This is a genomic window from Cupriavidus sp. 05N38 (assembly GCF_056397345.1).
Map to the genome: position 1 here is coordinate 81,045 of NZ_JBFTNF010000032.1, position 16,013 is coordinate 97,057.

Consider the following 16,013-nt stretch of genomic DNA (forward strand, 5'->3'; position numbering starts at 1 on the left):
GAAAGGCCACCTTCAAAGATATGCTCGAAAAGAAACCAGGGCGACCGTCCGCGTTCATGACGGCGTGCATGAGCACAGGACTGTTCTTCGCCATGGCAGCGGTTACCTGCGCCGCATCCGCTGCCTCAGCCAATGCGCCAGAGGACCCGGACAGTAACAGAATTGCCGCGGAAATGAAGAAAATGCTGGACGGCCGTGCCGAAGTCAAGGGAGTCGCAAAGACACCGATTCCCGGCTTGTTCGAGGTCAGCATTGGTGGTGGCTTGGTGTACACGGATGGCTCCGCGAGATACATCATCAACGGCGTGATGGTTGATGCAAAGAGCGGTGCCAACCTGACGGAAGAGCGCCTTGCCGACTTGAATCGCATCAAATGGTCTGACCTGCCTCTCGCCGACGCGTTGAAGTGGACCAAGGGAAATGGAAGCCGGCAGATGGCCGTATTCTCGGACCCAAACTGCCCGTACTGCCGCCGGCTTGAGCAGAATTTGCGTCAGATTGACGATGTGACCGTCTACACCTTCCTTATGCCGGTGTTATCCGACGATTCGGAGCTCAAGGCCCGGCAGATCTGGTGCGCGGCGGATAGGACCAAGGCCTGGCGAGACTGGATGCTTGGGAAAGTTGCCCCGGCAGGGAAGGCCAACTGCAAGACACCTATTGCCGACAACCTTCGGCTGGGCAGGAAGCTGAACGTGACGGGCACGCCCGGCGTGTTCTTTGCTGACGGCACGCGGCTGGCCGGTGCTGCCGACGTGGTCACGCTCGAGCGCAGGTTGAGCGCCGAAAGGAGATAGCACTTACAGTTCGCGCAGGCCGAGTGCGCCTACAGATCAACGCTACGCGCGATTGGTGTTCGATAGCGACGAGGGGTGTCCGTTGCGTGGAAGGAATCGCGAAGCCAGCCGGGAATGGCGTCTTTCCGGGAAGAGGGCAACACAGGCCGGACAGTCGGAAGTGCTACGGGAAACTGGATAGACTCGTGCCCAGTTGGTTTCGTTCAGCGCGGACAGCCGCCAAAGTGCGAGCGCAGCGCAATTTGTCTCCGTTTATGACATCGACACAAAATACTCATACACATCGCGCTTGCGGACCGAGATAACCTCCACGGCGTCAAGAACTCGTATGAAGGTAGAAATTGTGAAGCGCGCCGTTGTAGTGGGTATCAGCTCGGTGGTTCTGTTGAGTGCATGTGTCATCGCTCCTCCGCGCGAGGAACACCGGCATCGGGATTGGGAAAGGGAAAGGGAAAGGGAAAGAGAGAGGTTCTCTCGATGGGAGCAGCCGCAGGAGATGCCTCGAGACTTCACCATCGAGCGTCACCAGCAGCGCTGATGAGACAGGTGGCGTGTGCCCTGGATCAGGCTCATTCCCGAGGCCGCCTTCAGTCCTTCTCTGAGGGCGCTAACGAATAGCTAGCGGAATGCCTACGAATGCGAAGACCGCTCTGAAAGCTTCCATGTAGGCAGTGCGATACTCCGCCTCGAATCGCCAGCGAAATAGACAACCATCCGAGGCCAGCGGGAGTACTTCGAGATACATGGTCTCGGTCACCAAGCTAACGGCCTGGGAAATTAGCCGATAGTCACTGGCATCGACGATTCTGTTGGCGTAGATGCCAAGCCATGCCAAACCGCCGGCGCCCGCATCGTCCGCGGTACGAAGTTCGCAGTCCATCTTGTAACCATCCTAAGCAAACGTACAGCCTGGTCTTCCATTCGGGATATTCTCCGCCGATGCAAAAGCGGGCTACCGAGTGCCCGCTCCAAGCATGGAGAACCTATTACCTGCACTCGGGTTGCAAGCAGCCGTCAAGCGCAAAGTCGGCCCTCCTGTCGAGCATGATATTCAGGGCCTGAATCGCAGCTCGGGCCGAGCCGCGCCCAAGATTGTCCAATCGCGCAGCAAGCAACCCGCTTTCCTCGGAGCTTCCCGGCAGGCAGTAGAGTTCCAGGATGTTGGTGTCACTGACTTCGCCTACGGCGATGCCGTCGGCTGGGGTGGCGCCTCGTGTCACCCTGACGTGACATGAATCAAGGTACCAGCGCTCCAGCAAGGAGTACGCGTCCTCCAGCGTGTGATGCGGCGTGAGGTTGGATTGGAACAGTGGGATGTGTACGGCGGTGCCACGCGCAAAGTTTCCTATGCTTGTGGCAAGCTGTATCGCTTGCGGGGGACGGGTCCATCGCTTGATTTCCCGCAGTTCACGGTCAATGGAGGTTGTCTGCAAAGTCCGGAAGACGGCGCGCTCCGCGCGGGCCGCGGTTTCCGCGCGCGACCTGGTCTCGCTAGCCTCCAGTGCACTATATCCTTGCACCGCATGGATACTTATCGGCAGGCGGGGGGCCAGGTATCCAGCTTCAAACAGGGGGTGCAACAGCGAAATGGAGGCACTTGCCACAGCGTTCGGAATCCCTACAACGCGTGCTTCGCGAATGAGAGCAGAGTTTTCCCGGAAGAACTCGGGGAGACCGCACACTACGTCACCACCTGAGAGATATGCTCCACTGGTATCGATGATTCGGGGCCCCTCGTGCAGATGTCCCAGAAGCTCGAGGGAGGAGGAGGCATTCCCACAGAGGATAGCGAAATCGGCCTCTCGGGCGATGTCAATCCGCGACACACGCCCCTCGTGGACGAAGGGCTCATAGCATGATAGTTCCAAATCGGACCTGTTCCGCAATAGCCCCCACAGGGTAAGGCCAACGGGAGTTTCCACTCCATCTACAAACACCTTCCGTTTGAGCATTTGAAATCCGATTCGTGGGGCCGCTTTGAGTGAGTACGCGGTGTTGGGGCGAGCTAGGTGGCAGTCCGAAACCGGCGCCTGTAGTCTGCCGGTGTGACGCCGAGGCGACGAACAAATGCGCGGCGAAGGCTATTGGGGTCGCCGAATCCGCAGAGTGCCGCGACCCGCTTCAAGGGATTGGCAGTTTCCTCCAACATCCGCCTCGCGGCGTCCAGACGAGCCCCTTCGACAAATTCGGCCGGTGTCGTGTTCGACTCGCGCTTGAACATGCGGGCAAAGTTCCGCGTGCTCATTCCTGCGTGCAGCGCAAGATGGTCTACGGAAAGGGGCTTCTCAATGTTCTCAAGCACCCAGTTCTGCACGTCGCGAATAACGCTCTTCTCAGCGGTCTGGGCCGCCAGGTGAGCGCTGAATTGCGATTGCCCACCTGGCCGTTTGAGGAACATCACGAACTCTCTTGCGACTTTCAACGCCACACCGCGACCGAAGTCCTCTTCGACCAAGGCCAATGCCAAGTCCATGCCCGCGGTAACGCCTGCGGATGTGTAGGTAGCTCCATCCTTGATGTAGATACGGTCAGGTTCCACGGTTACGGCGGGAAATGTGCTCGCCAGGCGGGTCGATGCGTTCCAGTGCGTCGTAGCCCTCTTTCCATCCAGAAGACCGGCACGGGCCAACAAGAACGCCCCCGAACACACGGCGCCAAGCCTGCGCACCCGTTTGCTTTGCTGCACGAGCCAGGAGAGCAGGGCCGCTTGCTCCTCGATTTCGCGCATCTTCGGGCTGCCTGCAACAAGAAGCGTGTCAATGTCACCACTCGCTGATGCGATGCCAGCGTCGGAGAAGAACGTCATGCCATTTGATGCCCGGACTTCGCCGCGCTCCGGCGTGATGATTTCGAACGTGTATGCGCCCGGATTTCCAGCCTGCCTGGCGGCTTCGTTGAACACGTCAATTGGGCCAACCACATCAAGCATCTGGACGCCCGGAAATGCAAGTACGGCTACTTTCATGGTCGCTTATTGGTCGAGGCCTGTTGCGTGCTGTTTAATCAGAAAAGGTCAACCGGCCTTTGGGGGTCCGTGTTTGCGCCATCATTGGCTGTATTTGGCGCGGGAGTCTGGTTGCCATCTTTCTTGAAACTACGCTGCCTTCCCCTTGTACGGAGGCCGTGCGTTTCCCRTGCGGAGCACCCGGGGAATTGCCCTCTGCCGCGGGTTGCCGGGCCGCCGTCTATCGGGGGCCCGGCTCGGGAACGTGCGGCGCAGGTCTAGCGACTYCAGCCAAGCAGCAAGCGGCCGCTGAAGAGCAGGTGAAGCGTGCGAATGAACAAGATGCCAATCGCAATCGTAAGGATGGCGAGGATGAGGCCGGCGATTAGCGTCAGCGGCCAGGTATTGGCAAAGAGTGCATATTTCAGTGCGGCATTCGCCAGGGCAGCCATCGGGAAGCTAATCGCCCACCAGGACGCAGCAAAAGGAATCGAGCGGCGGAAGACTTTGAAGCCGAGAACGATAAAGAGGAAGAAGCCGAAGTAGAAGAGCAGCGACGCGAACATATCGACATGCTGAGCGACGTTCACGTATGCAAGAAATCCAACTTCGAACGGCGCAATCATGATGATGAGCGAGGGAACCATCCCCTTGGGGAGCGGCTCGTGGTGCACGACACGCGAAAAGATCATGGTGAAGAAAACCATCGCCATCATCGTTCCGACCGCGACCGCAAACATGTTCACTTCGTGTGCCCAGGCCATCGGCATCGTCCCGCCCGCAACGGCGATATCCAACGTCGCAACACCGGGGATAAGCCACGCCGGGGCTGCATGCGTAGGGTCCTGCTTACCCTTGAAAAGGCGGGCAGTGATGATAAAGCTCAGAACAATGGTAAGAACTGCGCCCACCCCCCAGACTACCTGACCCAGCGACTCGCTATAGAAGCCCAAGACTGAGGAAAGCAGGAGTATGCCAATGGTAATGGTTCCAAAGAAGTTGCCGGCGATAGGATGAGTGAATTCGCCGTGCACGGTCGCCGGATACTTAATCCATTTGGCTATGTAGCCGATAGACAGAACCACGAACGTGAGAATTGCGACAATTCCAATGACTTCAGCAATGACCGGGTTGACGCCAAAGGCCCGATGAGCCAATCGCCACGCTAGAGACAGGCCAGAGATACCCATTACCGCGCCAAAAAGGTTGACGGGCAAATGCCTGACCGAGTGTGTTTTGACCTCTGCTCCAGCGGAATGACTTACAGTCGTACTCATCTCAAGCTCCACGAAAAATTGTCTGATTTTGCAGCGTACCCAGGAAAACGGGTCCGGCTAGCCGTATGCTTCGGCTCGCAGATTTGTTGGCCCGTTGGGAATGACTGAATTATGGTAGCCGGAGTGCGCGACTGAAAGATGCAAGATGTGGCAGTTTCGGCCAACCTTCGATCTGGTTTCTGCCAGCCAAAACAGCATGGCCGAATTTGTCGTATTTGAGGCCGGATTGGCCTTCCCAGGTGCAGCACGCTACGCGAAAGTCGCCAGCCAGCGGCCTCGCAAATCACACGCCCTCTCGGAACCAGGCCCTCACCCCTGGACGGACTACACCGGCTCGCCGGCCCGCCCCCATACGAGCGCAGGGGACATCGTTTCCTCCAGCGTGCAGCGTACGCTGCACGGCGCCGCAAATACGGACAGTGGCAGATAGCCCTTTCAGTACGGCCGAAATTGCAGGTTTGCCTACGCCGAGCAGCGGGTTGTGATTCCATCCGCGTTGACGCGTAGACCAGGCTCAAAGAAAGAGCGGTCTGGCCGGAAGTGAACTCAAGCTGTCCGTCAAACGGAGAATTAGTAGTACAGAATGCTCGGTACTCATCGCGCGAGCGGAAGGCTACCCCGTCCTCCTTATCCTGGAATCCATGCGCAATGCACCATGGCACGCCTGCACATTATTCCGGGCCGTTGCCCAGGGGGAGGATAGCGCCTGTCATTTCGGCGCCACTTACATTGGATTAAATATGGCTTGGACTATTCTATCTATTGCTGGACTACTGGAAATAGCTTTCGCGTTTGGGATGAAGTGGTCGGAGGGGTTCAGTCGACCAGGGCCCAGTTTGTTCGCCATCGCCACGGGCCTGACGAGTATTGTTCTGCTGACGCTGTCTCTGCGTAGCCTCCCGGTTGGCACCGCATACGCCGTGTGGACGGGTATTGGCGCGGCGGGTACCGCGGCAGTGGGCATGGCTTTCCTTGGGGATTCAATAACCGGCGCTCGAATCCTTTGCCTGGCGCTGATTCTCTGCGGCGTGATTGGCTTGAGACTGGTTGGAGGGGAGGCGGCCTAGCACGGCGCCCGCCGCCCAACCCCGGGGCGGCCTTGGCTTGCTGGACGCCCTATCCCTGCATGCCATCGTGGCCACCCGTCGGGTCAACGGACTTTGCCTGCCCGGCGAATTGTCTGCGGTAGGCGAGCGGGCTCTCCCCATAGTGTCGCCGAAAGACGAACCGGAACTCCTTGGAATCCGAGAATCCGCACATCGTGCAAATCTTTGCAATCGGGTAAGTGGTCTCCCTCAGCAGTCTGCTTGCCTCGGTTGCACGGGCAGACTCGACAAAGATGCTTGGTGCCACCTTGGCCTCCTCCTCAAATTTCGCCTGGAAGTTCCTCGGGCTCATGGCAGCCTGCAGGGCTAGTTGCTCAATCGTCAGCGGCTTGTCCAGGTTTCGGCGCACCCATTCCTGCACCTCGAAAATCTCACCGTGCGGCCGCACCCGCGGGCCACATGAACGCCCGCTGAACTGGAGCTGCCCTCCGAGCCTGCGCGGGAAGATGATAAGCTCCCGCGCCACTTTCATCGCGACGGACTTCCCAAAGTCTTCCTCGACCATCCCGAGAGCCAAGTCCATTCCGGCGGTAACGCCAGCGGATGAATAGACCTGCCCATCCTTGATGTAGGGCCTATCGGGCTCGACCTGAACACGAGGGAACCTGGCGGCGAGCTGGTTTGTGGCGTCCCAGTGGGTCGTGGCACGCTTCCCGTCCAGCAGCCCTGCGTTGGCCAGCACCATGGCGCCAGAGCAGATGGAGCCCAGCCGGCGCACGACTTTTGCCTGGTCTTTCAGCCATTGCACGGTGATCTCCCCGACCGCCATTGCCGTCCTGTTCTGCATCCCGGGTACCAGTAGCGTATCAATGTCCCCGAGGTAATCGGCAATGGTCATGTTTGGCGTAACACGGATGCCGTTGGAAGCGATGACAACGTTTCCGTCGATTCCCACCAAGCTGATTCGATACGCGTGAGGGCTTCCTGCCTGTCTCGCCGCCTCGCTGAAGACATCCATTGGGCCGACGACATCGAGCAATTGCACGCCCGGGAAGATCAAGATAGCTATGTGCATGATGGGAAAATTCCGGTCTTGGATGATACGAAACGAGTCTATTATTTAAACCAAACAATGTCGCTAAGATGGCCGTATGTCATGCATCAAAGTCTGAATCTGTTGCCGGGCAGATCATGAAGATGGAATTAACGTAATGTGCATCCACAAGTCGCGTGCGAGGTAACTATCGTCTCGGGTTGTGGAGCTTTTCTGGTTTCAACTCACGGGGCATTGATGACCGTAGTTGAAATTTCGGTTAGACCGATGTGCGGTGGATCGTTCTTTGCAGGCGGCTCAAGGGGCCGCCTAACCGTAGTGGCGGAAACTGTCCCAAGGTTGGCGGGCCATGCCGCGTGGGGACTCTTTACCCGGAAAGCACCGCAATCGAGAATGTTCCTGGAGTTAATCGGCTTGGCGTAGCGTCGCAGATGAAGCGATCCGGCGGTCCGGTTAGCGATGGCTCTGAATGAGAGAGCGAAAGATTCATTGGAGAAATGGACCGATTCGTTTGCTGGGGATTTGCTCGATTCGGTTCAATGAAGGGATATGTATGCTGCGAATGGCTGTTGATGCAGGGTTGGAACGGTGGGTTGCTCGGGTCAGAAAAGATGCGGACGTCCCGGTGCGGATCAAGCTATGGACCGGAAGCGCCTTCGACCTGGGACGCTTCGGGAACCCGAAAGTAACGTTGTCGGTACGCGACTCAAGAGCGTTGCCTTACCTTGTATCGCCAAGCTTGGACAGTCTTGGTGAAGCGTATGTGCAAGGAAGAATCGATGTTGATGGCGACATCACCGACATTATCCATATGGGCTATCGCCTCGCGGAATTGGGCTCGGACGATGGGGGCACGTGGGACCGATTGGCCCAGACAGTCCGGCGATTGGGGCATTCCAAGGACGAAGACAAGGCCGCCATTGAATATCATTACGATGTCTCCAACGAGTTCTACAGTCTCTGGCTGGACGAGAACATGGTGTACTCGTGTGGCTACTTCGAGGATGGAAGCGAGACCCTGCATTCCGCCCAGTTAAAGAAGATTGACCACATTCTGACGAAGATTCGCGTCCAGCGAGGGCAGACTTTGCTGGATATCGGTTGCGGATGGGGTGCCCTTGTCATTCGCGCCGCCCAGAAATACGGGGCGAAGTGCGTTGGCATCACCCTCTCCGAGAATCAGTATCGCTTTGCCAAAGAGCGGGTGGAGAGGCTCGGTCTAGCGTCGTCGATCGAAATTCGCCTGCAGGACTATCGCGACGTTGCGGGTACCTTTGACCGGATTACCAGTGTTGGCATGTTCGAGCACGTCGGCCTGGAGAATCTGCCGCGCTATTTCGGGAAAGTCGCCTCCTTGCTGTCGGAGGGTGGGGTCGTGATGAATCATGGCATCACATCAAGCGATGCCTCTAGTGCAGACTCGCCCCATGGCGGTGGCGGATTCATCGATAAGTATGTCTTCCCGCAGGGTGAGTTACCTCATATCTCGTTGGCACTTAAGGCGATGCAAGAGGGCGGAATCGAGGCGCTCGATATCGAGAATCTGCGAAGGCACTACGCACAGACCCTGTCTATGTGGACCGAGCGTTTTGAGGAGAAGGCCGCGGAGATTCGCGAGGCCATCGGTGAGAAGAAGTATCGAATCTGGCGCGTATACCTGGCGGGTTGCGCGTTTGCGTTTGATGTCGACAACGTGGCCATCTACCAGGTCGTTGGGCAGAAGGCTCGTCGCAACGCGGGGTCCATCCCCTGGTCGCGGAAGTACATGTACCGAAAGACGGAGTAATAGTCAGGTCCCACGGCTAGCGACTTGCTGTCGTGGCGACCTGATCTTGCGAGTCGCTCAACTCTCGTCTGGCCTTCGGAAGCCATATGACCATGCGCCAAGGATTTCGGGAAACTGAAGCGGAGGGAGGCGCAGTGCGGGCTGAGAGCATGAATGCGAAATACTGGCACGGTCGCTTCGACCAGGCCAGGCGCGTTGATGTTCCTGTGTAAGGGGGCATGGTGCGCCATAGCAGTAACCCGATTGCCAATTACGCCGAGAACATGGTCGGTCATCGCTGCGTCACGGGCCTGGGAACGTTGGAAAGCGGTTTCGGCGCCTTCAGCTTTGTCCGCCACGTGATTGAGCAGACAACGGAACGAGCGTTCCCCGCGAACTTGATGATGGCGGCAGAACTGCTCCCGCGCGTAGAACTGTCCGAGGCGTTGCCGGGCGACCTCGTCTTCTTCAATACCGAGATGAGAGCGTTCTCCCACGTGGGAATCCTGTTGTCCGAAGGCGCCTTCGTTCACGTACTCGGCAAGTGCGGGACCGTCGAGTACGGGTCGATTCGTTCCTTCCGGTGGCGGTCGATCGTAAACGGTGTCAGGCGCTGTCCTCAGTGTGTCTGCGGCCCGTGAGGCCTGCATCTGGATGCCGCGATACGGCCGCGAACACCTGAGGGGCCGTATCTGCCAACGGAAATTTCAATGAATGCAATCTTTGATTGACCGGAGGTCTTGACGGCGGTCATAGGCTGGAAGCGTTTCGCGGTGTCGTCGTCACCGATTCGCTTCCAGACGGTTTGTTTCGCTTCGAGCCTCATCAGACTCGCACGGACAGGCCGAAGCCTGTTTAGAAAGTGTAGTTGACTGACGATAGCGCGTACACAGCAAGGCGTCGCTGGACAACTGGGCTTCGCGCCGTATCGCCGAGCAAGCCAGTAACCGAAACTGCGCTGGTGATAGCCCAATTGCTTGTCAGCTTATGGGTCCAGACGAGTCTCGAGTCGGCGCCATATACGCCGGAATGGGCGGCGTATTCATTGAAGCCCGAAGTGAGAGCTTGCGACCCCGTTACTCCAAAGAAGGTCTGGTTGTACTTGCGGGTTCCGGCGAGCACGCCGACATCAAGGGAAACAACATCCCGGTCAGTCTTTGCCAAGTCGAACTTCGCTGCGGTACGAGAAGTGATTCCGCGCTCGCGGTGCGTGAGCGGAACCCTGAAAGTTGAGGTGAGGGAGATCTGCGGGGTCAGGGAAAAGCCCAGTTGGAGGACGCTGACAGCGGAGCCGCTGATGTCACCCATGCCGCGCAGGTGGTCGGAGCCCGGGAGCCCAGGTCGATTCTCGTCCTTTCGTCCCAGATCGTAGGTCAATGCAGCACTGCCAAAAAAGCCACTGGATGAACTGAAACGGGCTCCGATGCCGTCTGTCGCGGAGGCAAAGAGTCCATTCGGCAAAGTCACGGCGAAGGTAGGAAGTGCCACCGCGTGGTAGTCTTTGCTGCCCAGGTACCTCGGCACGACACCCCCGGCCAGGCCGACGCTGTATGACGTCGTCGACGATGGAGATTGACTCCCAGTCTGATTATCCACGGTGGATGCGGCGGCGAAACCGAAGGTACAGCAGCCGAGGAGTAGTAGTAGATTGCGCATGGTAAAAAACAGGCAGGTTGATAGTGCATCCGACTATACGAATGGAGCCTGCCTGCGTGGGTCATGGCTTTGTGTAGATTTGTCTCCAGTTGTCAGGCCATCTTGCGTCCGTCGGCGGACGCTCCAGGAAGAAGCATGACGAAGCGAGCGCCCCCCAGTTTGGACTGCTCGCATACGGCGGACCCATGGTGTGCTTTCACGACCTGCATGACGATAGAGAGGCCGAGGCCATGGCCACCCGTGCGTCTGTCGCGACTGCTGTCAAGACGATGAAATGGCTGAAAGACCAGCACTCTCTGACCCTCAGGGACGCCGGGCCCGTCATCCTCCACGGAGATGGTGACCGTATGACCTGACGTCTCAAGGACAGTGATCACCACACTGCTGGTGGCGTAGCGTATGGCATTACGAAGAAGATTCGCGAGGGCGCGGCCAATGCCGTGCGATTCGCCGCATAGACGGGAAACGCCATTAAGCTGGGCGTGGACAGAAATGTTCGCAGCGGCGGCCTCAGGCCTGGTTGCCTCTATCGCCATCTCGATGACGGGTTGGACATCGAACGGTGCGCGAGTTACGCCCGGCAGCAGGTGCTCCAGGCGGCCGAGTTCAAGAATCTCGGCTACGAGCGACTCCAGTTCCTTGATATCCCCATGCATTGCTTCCGCGCGCGCATGTACCTTGCTTAGAGAGGTGGATGACTTCAATAGCTCTAGCTCAAAGGCGACGCGAGAGATTGGCGTGCGGAGTTCGTGGGACACGGCGTTCATCAGATGCTTCTGCGCCTCAAAAGAGAGTTCGATGCGATCGGCCATCTGATTGAAACGGCGAGCTAGTCCGGATATGTAGGATGTTCGGGGGAGCTGCGAGCGCGCGGACATGTCGCCGTGCCCGAACTCTTCGGCGACAGAGCTTAGTGAATCCAGTTCAGTCCAATGGCGACGCACCCATAACAAGCTTGCGGCGAGAACCAGCGCTGCGACAATTCCGTACGCGGCGTAGAAGACGGCCTGTGTTCTGAACTTTGTTTTTCCAACGCGGGCGGCTAACGTTGTCGAGCCAAGGCGCAGGTAGAAAGCGTTGCCGTCGGCTGCGAACACCGGGAGACCATCGTGCAGGTCTGCGAGGTCCTGCTCGTGTATGAGGTCGGACGGAGGAATTGATACCAGCGAAAGCCGGTTGCGGCTGCGTAGATTCAGATCGTCGATGACATGCGGCCACTCGGCGTATGGATGGGAGAGGATGCGTTGCGAGAGTAGGTCGGAGTACCCTTGAACGGCCTCCCGCTGCATCTCGGTGTACCGGCTATGGAAGACCCGCGGCAAGCCAAGGTCCACCAATGCAATTGCGGAAAAAGTGGCAACCAGGACAAATACATACAATCGGATAAGGAAGCGTCGCACGGTTGCTACCAGGCCGAAGGGCTTAATAAATAGCCTTGGCCCCAAATGGTCTTGATGCGTTCAGGCTTATCCCATGAGTCCTCGAAGTGACGTCTCAGCCTGCAAATGTAGTTGTCAACCGACCGGTCGAAGCCGTCAAAGCCAAAGCCACGCAGCTCCTTAAGAATTTGGTCTCGATCTAGTACAGTTCCGGCCTGCCGCGCCAGCACAAGAAGGAGGTTGAACTCCTTGGTGCGAAGTGGGATGGTCTCCTCACGCCAGACGACTCGGCGGTCGCTCAAGTGAATTTCCAGACCCCCAATCTTCAAGTTCTCGTGTCGAATGGAGGCGGAGTTTTGTTCACTACGTCTCAGCAGGGCCCGAACCCGTGCCAGGAGGACTCTCGGCTCGACGGGCTTGGCTACGAAGTCGTCGGCACCCAACTCCAAACCTACGATCTGGTCGTAAGGGTCTTTACGTGCCGTCAGCATGAGAATCGGAACCGACGAGATTTGCTTTAGGCGACGGCAGACTTCCATTCCGTCCAGCCCAGGTAGCATCAGGTCTAGAACAACCAGGTTTGGCTTCAGTTCCTGATACGCGGCTATGGCCTCGTCCCCGCGATTGCACGTGCTCGTCGCAATGTCGAATTCACTCAGATACTCCGAGATGAGTTTCGCTAGCCTATTGTCATCCTCTACGAGCAGTAGTCTGCGCTTCGTACTGTCCATCCCCACATCCATCGTCTAGGCCTTGGCGCGCGTACCGAGTCTCGCAGCGGCAAGCGCCATATTCACCTATCAAAATCGGCACCACGGCATGCAGTGCCGCAGAAGAGAACATCTGCATCACTTTATGAGAGCCGGCGCGCCGAATTTGCCATTCTGCCTAGCACACCAGCAAGGTGAAAGCTGGCGTGTGCTACCACCAGCATATATGGCTGGATTTGCCATAATTTTGGCTAAGTTTGAGTGCAGACCAATCGAGCTCGAAAGTGATGAAAGGCTCGGCGCGTAGCCCAGGCTCCCGGTGGGATGGTCTTTTGCGACGCCTCGTCCCTCGGCGGGGCGCGGCATACGATGCGCATCGTTGCGCCCACCGTTAAAGTAGCCGTTGAATACACATTATATTTTTCGACAAATTCAAACAAAGTTGTGAAAAAAATCCTGGAAGGAAAGACGTAGAGTTTGAGGCATAGATACGGTTGGGAGGATGTCATGACCATGCTGATGCAGAGTTACGGTACAGGCGAGGCCAACACATGTTGATATCGATTTTTGGAGGGAGAGCATCTCGAAACAAAGGAGGGAAGTATTCAATGGGGGAATATGTGAAGTTCGCGCAATACTGGCAATGAAAACCGTCGCAATTGTCGGCCTCTCCACCATTCCAGACACAGCTAGCTATGAAGTAGCCAGATTTCTGCAGCGCGATGGCTTTCGCATCGTGCCCGTCAATCCCCGTCACGCGGGCCAAAGAGTATTGGGCGAGCTATGCCATTCCAGCCTGACTGATGCAGCGGCAAAGCTGGCGGAGGTGGGCGAACGGATTCAATGGGCTCATATTTGCCGGCAAAGCCGTGATGTCCCGCCGGAGGTCGTAGAGGCAGTTCTTCTTGGGCTTCGTGGGGTGTGGCTCCAGCTTGGCATCGTTAATAGCGAGGCGGTGAAGTGGGCCCGTATGGGGTGGCTGCTTGCAGTGCAGAATCGCTGTCCGAAGATTGAGCTAATGAAGCTGTGGGGAGAATAGCCGCTCCGGTCCTCCGATTGTTGCATCTTCTCAAGAGTCTGGGGAGTCGCGCATTACAAAACCAAGCATCGAAGAACTATGTTCTGACTGTGAAAGATCCCCGCATGCTCCGGGAGCTGACCGCGAGGCGGGCCGTGGTCTGGTTTGGCCTGGCCTGCAAAACCCTTTCTCGCTTATGTACGACGAAGTGCTCGCCTGTGGTTTCTCCGCCAACGTATCGTCTTGCTTACTGCGGAGTTCACGTTCTGTCGACACTATGAGCGTCGGCAGTTGCGGAGAGAAGGCTCGGTTACGGATATCGGCACGCGCTGATGCGTCTGCACGTTACCGATTGCCGACTGGCGGGAGCGGTATCGCTCTCTTTCTCTCTCTCCCTTTGAGGCGGTCGCCCGGCCATCTACGTCTGTTGTTGCTATGAAAATCGCTGTACTTGCTTTCCCGAGTGTCCAGATGCTCGACTTGGTCGGGCCTATCGATGTCTTCAACGAGGCTGCGCGTCAGGCAGGAAATCCAGGCGCGTACCAGTTCGAGATTGTGTCGCCAACGCCCGGCATTCTGACTGCATCGAACGGAATGAAGATTACGCCGGATGCTACGCTTGATACCAGCAGCCCCGATATAGACACGCTTCTGATCGCCGGTAGTCCTTTGGTGAATCTTGCTGAAAAGGACACCGCAATACGAGATTGGCTTAATCGCTACGCCAAGACGGTTCGTCGGATTGGTTCGGTCTGTTCGGGACCGCTTCTCTTGGCGCACACAGGGTTGTTGGATGGAAGACGTGCAACAACACATTGGAACTCAACTGCCAGGCTGGGCCGAATGTTCCCCAAGGTAAAGGTGGAGCCGGACCAGATCTATGTGAAGGATGGAAATATCTACACATCCGCTGGCGTCACGGCAGGGTTGGACCTGGCGCTTGCTATGGTAGAGGAGGACTTTGGGCGAGCGATTGCCCTGAAAGTTGCCCGTGCGTTTGTGATGTTCCTCAAGCGGCCCGGTGGCCAATCCCAGTTTAGTGCGCATCTGGCTGCGCAGACTGCAGAGAAGAGCGTGATTCGGGATGTCCAGAATTGGGTGGTGGAAAATCTGAACAAGCAGCTTTCAGTGGATAATTTGGCCGCCCATGCGGGGATGAGCACGCGAAACTTTGCCCGCATCTTCAAACAGGAGTGCAACGTGACGCCTGCGGATTTCGTTGAGGGAGCGCGACTGGATGCCGCACGCAGGATGCTCGAAGAGACCAGGAATCCGCTAAAACGTGTGGCTGCCCTTACGGGCTTCGGTGACCCTAATAGCCTCAGGCGAGCCTTCCTCAGGCGACTTGGCGTTTCGCCGGCCGAATACAGGCGGCTTCCGCATTGCGGCGTGACCGGGAGGGTCGGGGCATTGGGAGTTGACATCTCCTGATGCCAAAGCAACACAAGCGGTTCACCCTAGCTACCAATGTACAGGTCTATTCTTGCGATTCGCAAAGCCCATGGCAACGTGGCACTAATGAGAGCTCGACACATTGCCTTTGTTAGCCAAGCAGGCTGTCCAATGCCTGGAAGTAGTCGTCCGCTTGTTCAACTACCGGGAAATGTCCAGACCGGCTGAGCTCAACGAACCGGCTACCCGGAATGAGGGAAGCGCAGGCTGCGCCCTCCTGCGGCGGATTGAGCCGGTCGTGCGCTCCTGAGATAACGATGGTCTTTGCACTGATCTTGGGGAGAATTCCCCGGAAGTCGAAGCCGACGAGTGCGCCCCCCGCCGCGGCCATCTCGTCTTCTGATAGAAGAGAGCGCATAAGCCTCTTGATATGAGCATCCTTCTTGATAGGGTCCACATAGGGTCCGAAGGCGAACCCAAGAAGGAACTCTTGCGTTTCCCGATGTGTCAGGTGCTCCACCTCGAGCTTGTGCTCCTCAAGGATGCGGGCGGAAGAGGACGTTGCACCATTGCTCTTGGTCACAATCAGGGCCAACTCCTTGACCCGCTGCGGATATGTGGCGGCGAAGCCTTGGGCGATGTAACTGCCCATGGAAGCTCCCATCACGGTGCAGTGATCGATCCCGAGTGCATCCAGCAGGCACCTGAGGTCTTCGACATGATGTTCGAGACCGAACTTTCCTCCGCGACTTGACTGTCCATGCCCGCGGGCGTCATACGCAATCGTGCGGTGCTGCTTTGCAAAGTGCGCTACCTCTTCATCCCAGCTTTCGAGACTTGCTCCCAGTCCGTGAATGAAGACAATGGGGGCTCCTTCGCCTCGTTCGACGACGTTGAGATTCACTCCGTTCACTCCGTTCACCGCAAAGCATTTCACAGTCGACTCTCCACAGATGCGCATGCATCTCGTTGCCG

Annotated in this window: 15 protein-coding genes; 6 read left to right on the forward strand and 9 right to left on the reverse strand. The window is 57.5% G+C overall.

Annotation, left to right across the window (positions count from 1 at the left end; all coding sequences use genetic code 11):
* Positions 1-68 precede the first annotated feature (68 nt).
* A complete protein-coding gene (locus AC1DK4_RS23040; RefSeq protein WP_441619077.1) occupies positions 69-797 on the forward strand; it encodes a DsbC family protein in 729 nt (242 codons plus the stop codon).
* Positions 798-1,404: 607 nt separating this feature from the next.
* Here AC1DK4_RS23040 and AC1DK4_RS23045 read toward each other — a convergent pair.
* The 4 genes from AC1DK4_RS23045 to AC1DK4_RS23060 all read right to left on the reverse strand — a co-directional run bounded on the left by AC1DK4_RS23045 (position 1,405) and on the right by AC1DK4_RS23060 (position 5,018).
* Positions 1,405-1,677 carry a hypothetical protein gene (locus AC1DK4_RS23045; protein ID WP_441619079.1) on the reverse strand — a complete coding sequence of 91 codons (273 nt, stop codon included), beginning with the start codon at positions 1,675-1,677 and terminating at the stop codon, positions 1,405-1,407.
* 106 nt (positions 1,678-1,783) lie between these two features.
* Entirely contained in the window at positions 1,784-2,749 is a 966-nt protein-coding gene (locus tag AC1DK4_RS23050) for a hypothetical protein (RefSeq protein ID WP_441649820.1), read from the reverse strand.
* A gap of 53 nt (positions 2,750-2,802) precedes the next feature.
* The gene (locus AC1DK4_RS23055) at positions 2,803-3,762 is read right to left on the reverse strand and encodes a GlxA family transcriptional regulator (protein WP_441619083.1); all 960 of its coding nucleotides are present in this window, start codon (positions 3,760-3,762) and stop codon (positions 2,803-2,805) included.
* Positions 3,763-4,019: 257 nt separating this feature from the next.
* Entirely contained in the window at positions 4,020-5,018 is a 999-nt protein-coding gene (locus tag AC1DK4_RS23060) for an SLAC1 anion channel family protein (RefSeq protein WP_477131798.1), read from the reverse strand.
* A gap of 740 nt (positions 5,019-5,758) precedes the next feature.
* Here AC1DK4_RS23060 and AC1DK4_RS23065 point away from each other — a divergent pair.
* Complete coding sequence (locus AC1DK4_RS23065) at positions 5,759-6,085, forward strand: DMT family transporter (RefSeq protein ID WP_441619087.1); 327 nt, start codon at positions 5,759-5,761, stop codon at positions 6,083-6,085.
* Positions 6,086-6,134: 49 nt separating this feature from the next.
* Here AC1DK4_RS23065 and AC1DK4_RS23070 read toward each other — a convergent pair whose 3' ends face one another.
* Positions 6,135-7,139, reverse strand: coding sequence for a GlxA family transcriptional regulator (locus AC1DK4_RS23070; RefSeq protein WP_441619089.1), 1,005 nt, complete (start codon positions 7,137-7,139; stop codon positions 6,135-6,137).
* 532 nt (positions 7,140-7,671) lie between these two features.
* Here AC1DK4_RS23070 and AC1DK4_RS23075 point away from each other — a divergent pair.
* Complete coding sequence (locus AC1DK4_RS23075; protein WP_441619091.1) at positions 7,672-8,904, forward strand: class I SAM-dependent methyltransferase; 1,233 nt, start codon at positions 7,672-7,674, stop codon at positions 8,902-8,904.
* Positions 8,905-9,122: 218 nt separating this feature from the next.
* The gene (locus tag AC1DK4_RS23080; protein ID WP_441619093.1) at positions 9,123-9,524 is read left to right on the forward strand and encodes a C40 family peptidase; all 402 of its coding nucleotides are present in this window, start codon (positions 9,123-9,125) and stop codon (positions 9,522-9,524) included.
* Between the two features lie 214 nt (positions 9,525-9,738).
* Here the strand turns inward: AC1DK4_RS23080 and AC1DK4_RS23085 are convergent, their stop codons facing one another.
* From AC1DK4_RS23085 to AC1DK4_RS23095, 3 genes are all read right to left on the reverse strand, one after another.
* Positions 9,739-10,539, reverse strand: coding sequence for a MipA/OmpV family protein (locus AC1DK4_RS23085; protein ID WP_441619095.1), 801 nt, complete (start codon positions 10,537-10,539; stop codon positions 9,739-9,741).
* A gap of 92 nt (positions 10,540-10,631) precedes the next feature.
* A complete protein-coding gene (locus AC1DK4_RS23090) occupies positions 10,632-11,939 on the reverse strand; it encodes an ATP-binding protein (protein WP_441649821.1) in 1,308 nt (435 codons plus the stop codon).
* Between the two features lie 5 nt (positions 11,940-11,944).
* Positions 11,945-12,649: a response regulator gene (locus AC1DK4_RS23095; RefSeq protein ID WP_441619099.1), complete on the reverse strand. Its 705-nt coding sequence runs from the start codon at positions 12,647-12,649 to the stop codon at positions 11,945-11,947.
* Between the two features lie 622 nt (positions 12,650-13,271).
* Between AC1DK4_RS23095 and AC1DK4_RS23100 the strand changes: the two genes are divergently transcribed.
* Both AC1DK4_RS23100 and AC1DK4_RS23105 read left to right on the forward strand, forming a co-directional pair.
* Entirely contained in the window at positions 13,272-13,667 is a 396-nt protein-coding gene (locus AC1DK4_RS23100) for a CoA-binding protein (RefSeq protein ID WP_441619100.1), read from the forward strand.
* 414 nt (positions 13,668-14,081) lie between these two features.
* On the forward strand, positions 14,082-15,077 hold the full coding sequence (locus AC1DK4_RS23105; protein ID WP_441619102.1) for a GlxA family transcriptional regulator: 996 nt from the start codon (positions 14,082-14,084) through the stop codon (positions 15,075-15,077).
* Positions 15,078-15,189: 112 nt separating this feature from the next.
* Here the strand turns inward: AC1DK4_RS23105 and AC1DK4_RS23110 are convergent, their stop codons facing one another.
* A complete protein-coding gene (locus AC1DK4_RS23110; protein ID WP_441619104.1) occupies positions 15,190-15,942 on the reverse strand; it encodes an alpha/beta fold hydrolase in 753 nt (250 codons plus the stop codon).
* Positions 15,943-16,013: the final 71 nt, after the last annotated feature.

Excerpts from the sequence above, each read along its gene's own strand:
- AC1DK4_RS23040 (WP_441619077.1), top strand. The coding sequence starts at position 69 with ATGAGCACAGGACTGTTCTTCGCCATGGCAGCGGTTACCTGCGCCGCA.
- AC1DK4_RS23045 (WP_441619079.1), bottom strand. The coding sequence starts at position 1,677 with ATGGACTGCGAACTTCGTACCGCGGACGATGCGGGCGCCGGCGGTTTG.
- AC1DK4_RS23050 (WP_441649820.1), bottom strand. The coding sequence starts at position 2,749 with ATGCTCAAACGGAAGGTGTTTGTAGATGGAGTGGAAACTCCCGTTGGC.
- AC1DK4_RS23055 (WP_441619083.1), bottom strand. The coding sequence starts at position 3,762 with ATGAAAGTAGCCGTACTTGCATTTCCGGGCGTCCAGATGCTTGATGTG.
- AC1DK4_RS23065 (WP_441619087.1), top strand. The coding sequence starts at position 5,759 with ATGGCTTGGACTATTCTATCTATTGCTGGACTACTGGAAATAGCTTTC.
- AC1DK4_RS23070 (WP_441619089.1), bottom strand. The coding sequence starts at position 7,139 with ATGCACATAGCTATCTTGATCTTCCCGGGCGTGCAATTGCTCGATGTC.
- AC1DK4_RS23075 (WP_441619091.1), top strand. The coding sequence starts at position 7,672 with ATGCTGCGAATGGCTGTTGATGCAGGGTTGGAACGGTGGGTTGCTCGG.
- AC1DK4_RS23080 (WP_441619093.1), top strand. The coding sequence starts at position 9,123 with ATGGTGCGCCATAGCAGTAACCCGATTGCCAATTACGCCGAGAACATG.
- AC1DK4_RS23085 (WP_441619095.1), bottom strand. The coding sequence starts at position 10,539 with ATGCGCAATCTACTACTACTCCTCGGCTGCTGTACCTTCGGTTTCGCC.
- AC1DK4_RS23095 (WP_441619099.1), bottom strand. The coding sequence starts at position 12,649 with ATGGACAGTACGAAGCGCAGACTACTGCTCGTAGAGGATGACAATAGG.
- AC1DK4_RS23100 (WP_441619100.1), top strand. The coding sequence starts at position 13,272 with ATGAAAACCGTCGCAATTGTCGGCCTCTCCACCATTCCAGACACAGCT.
- AC1DK4_RS23105 (WP_441619102.1), top strand. The coding sequence starts at position 14,082 with ATGAAAATCGCTGTACTTGCTTTCCCGAGTGTCCAGATGCTCGACTTG.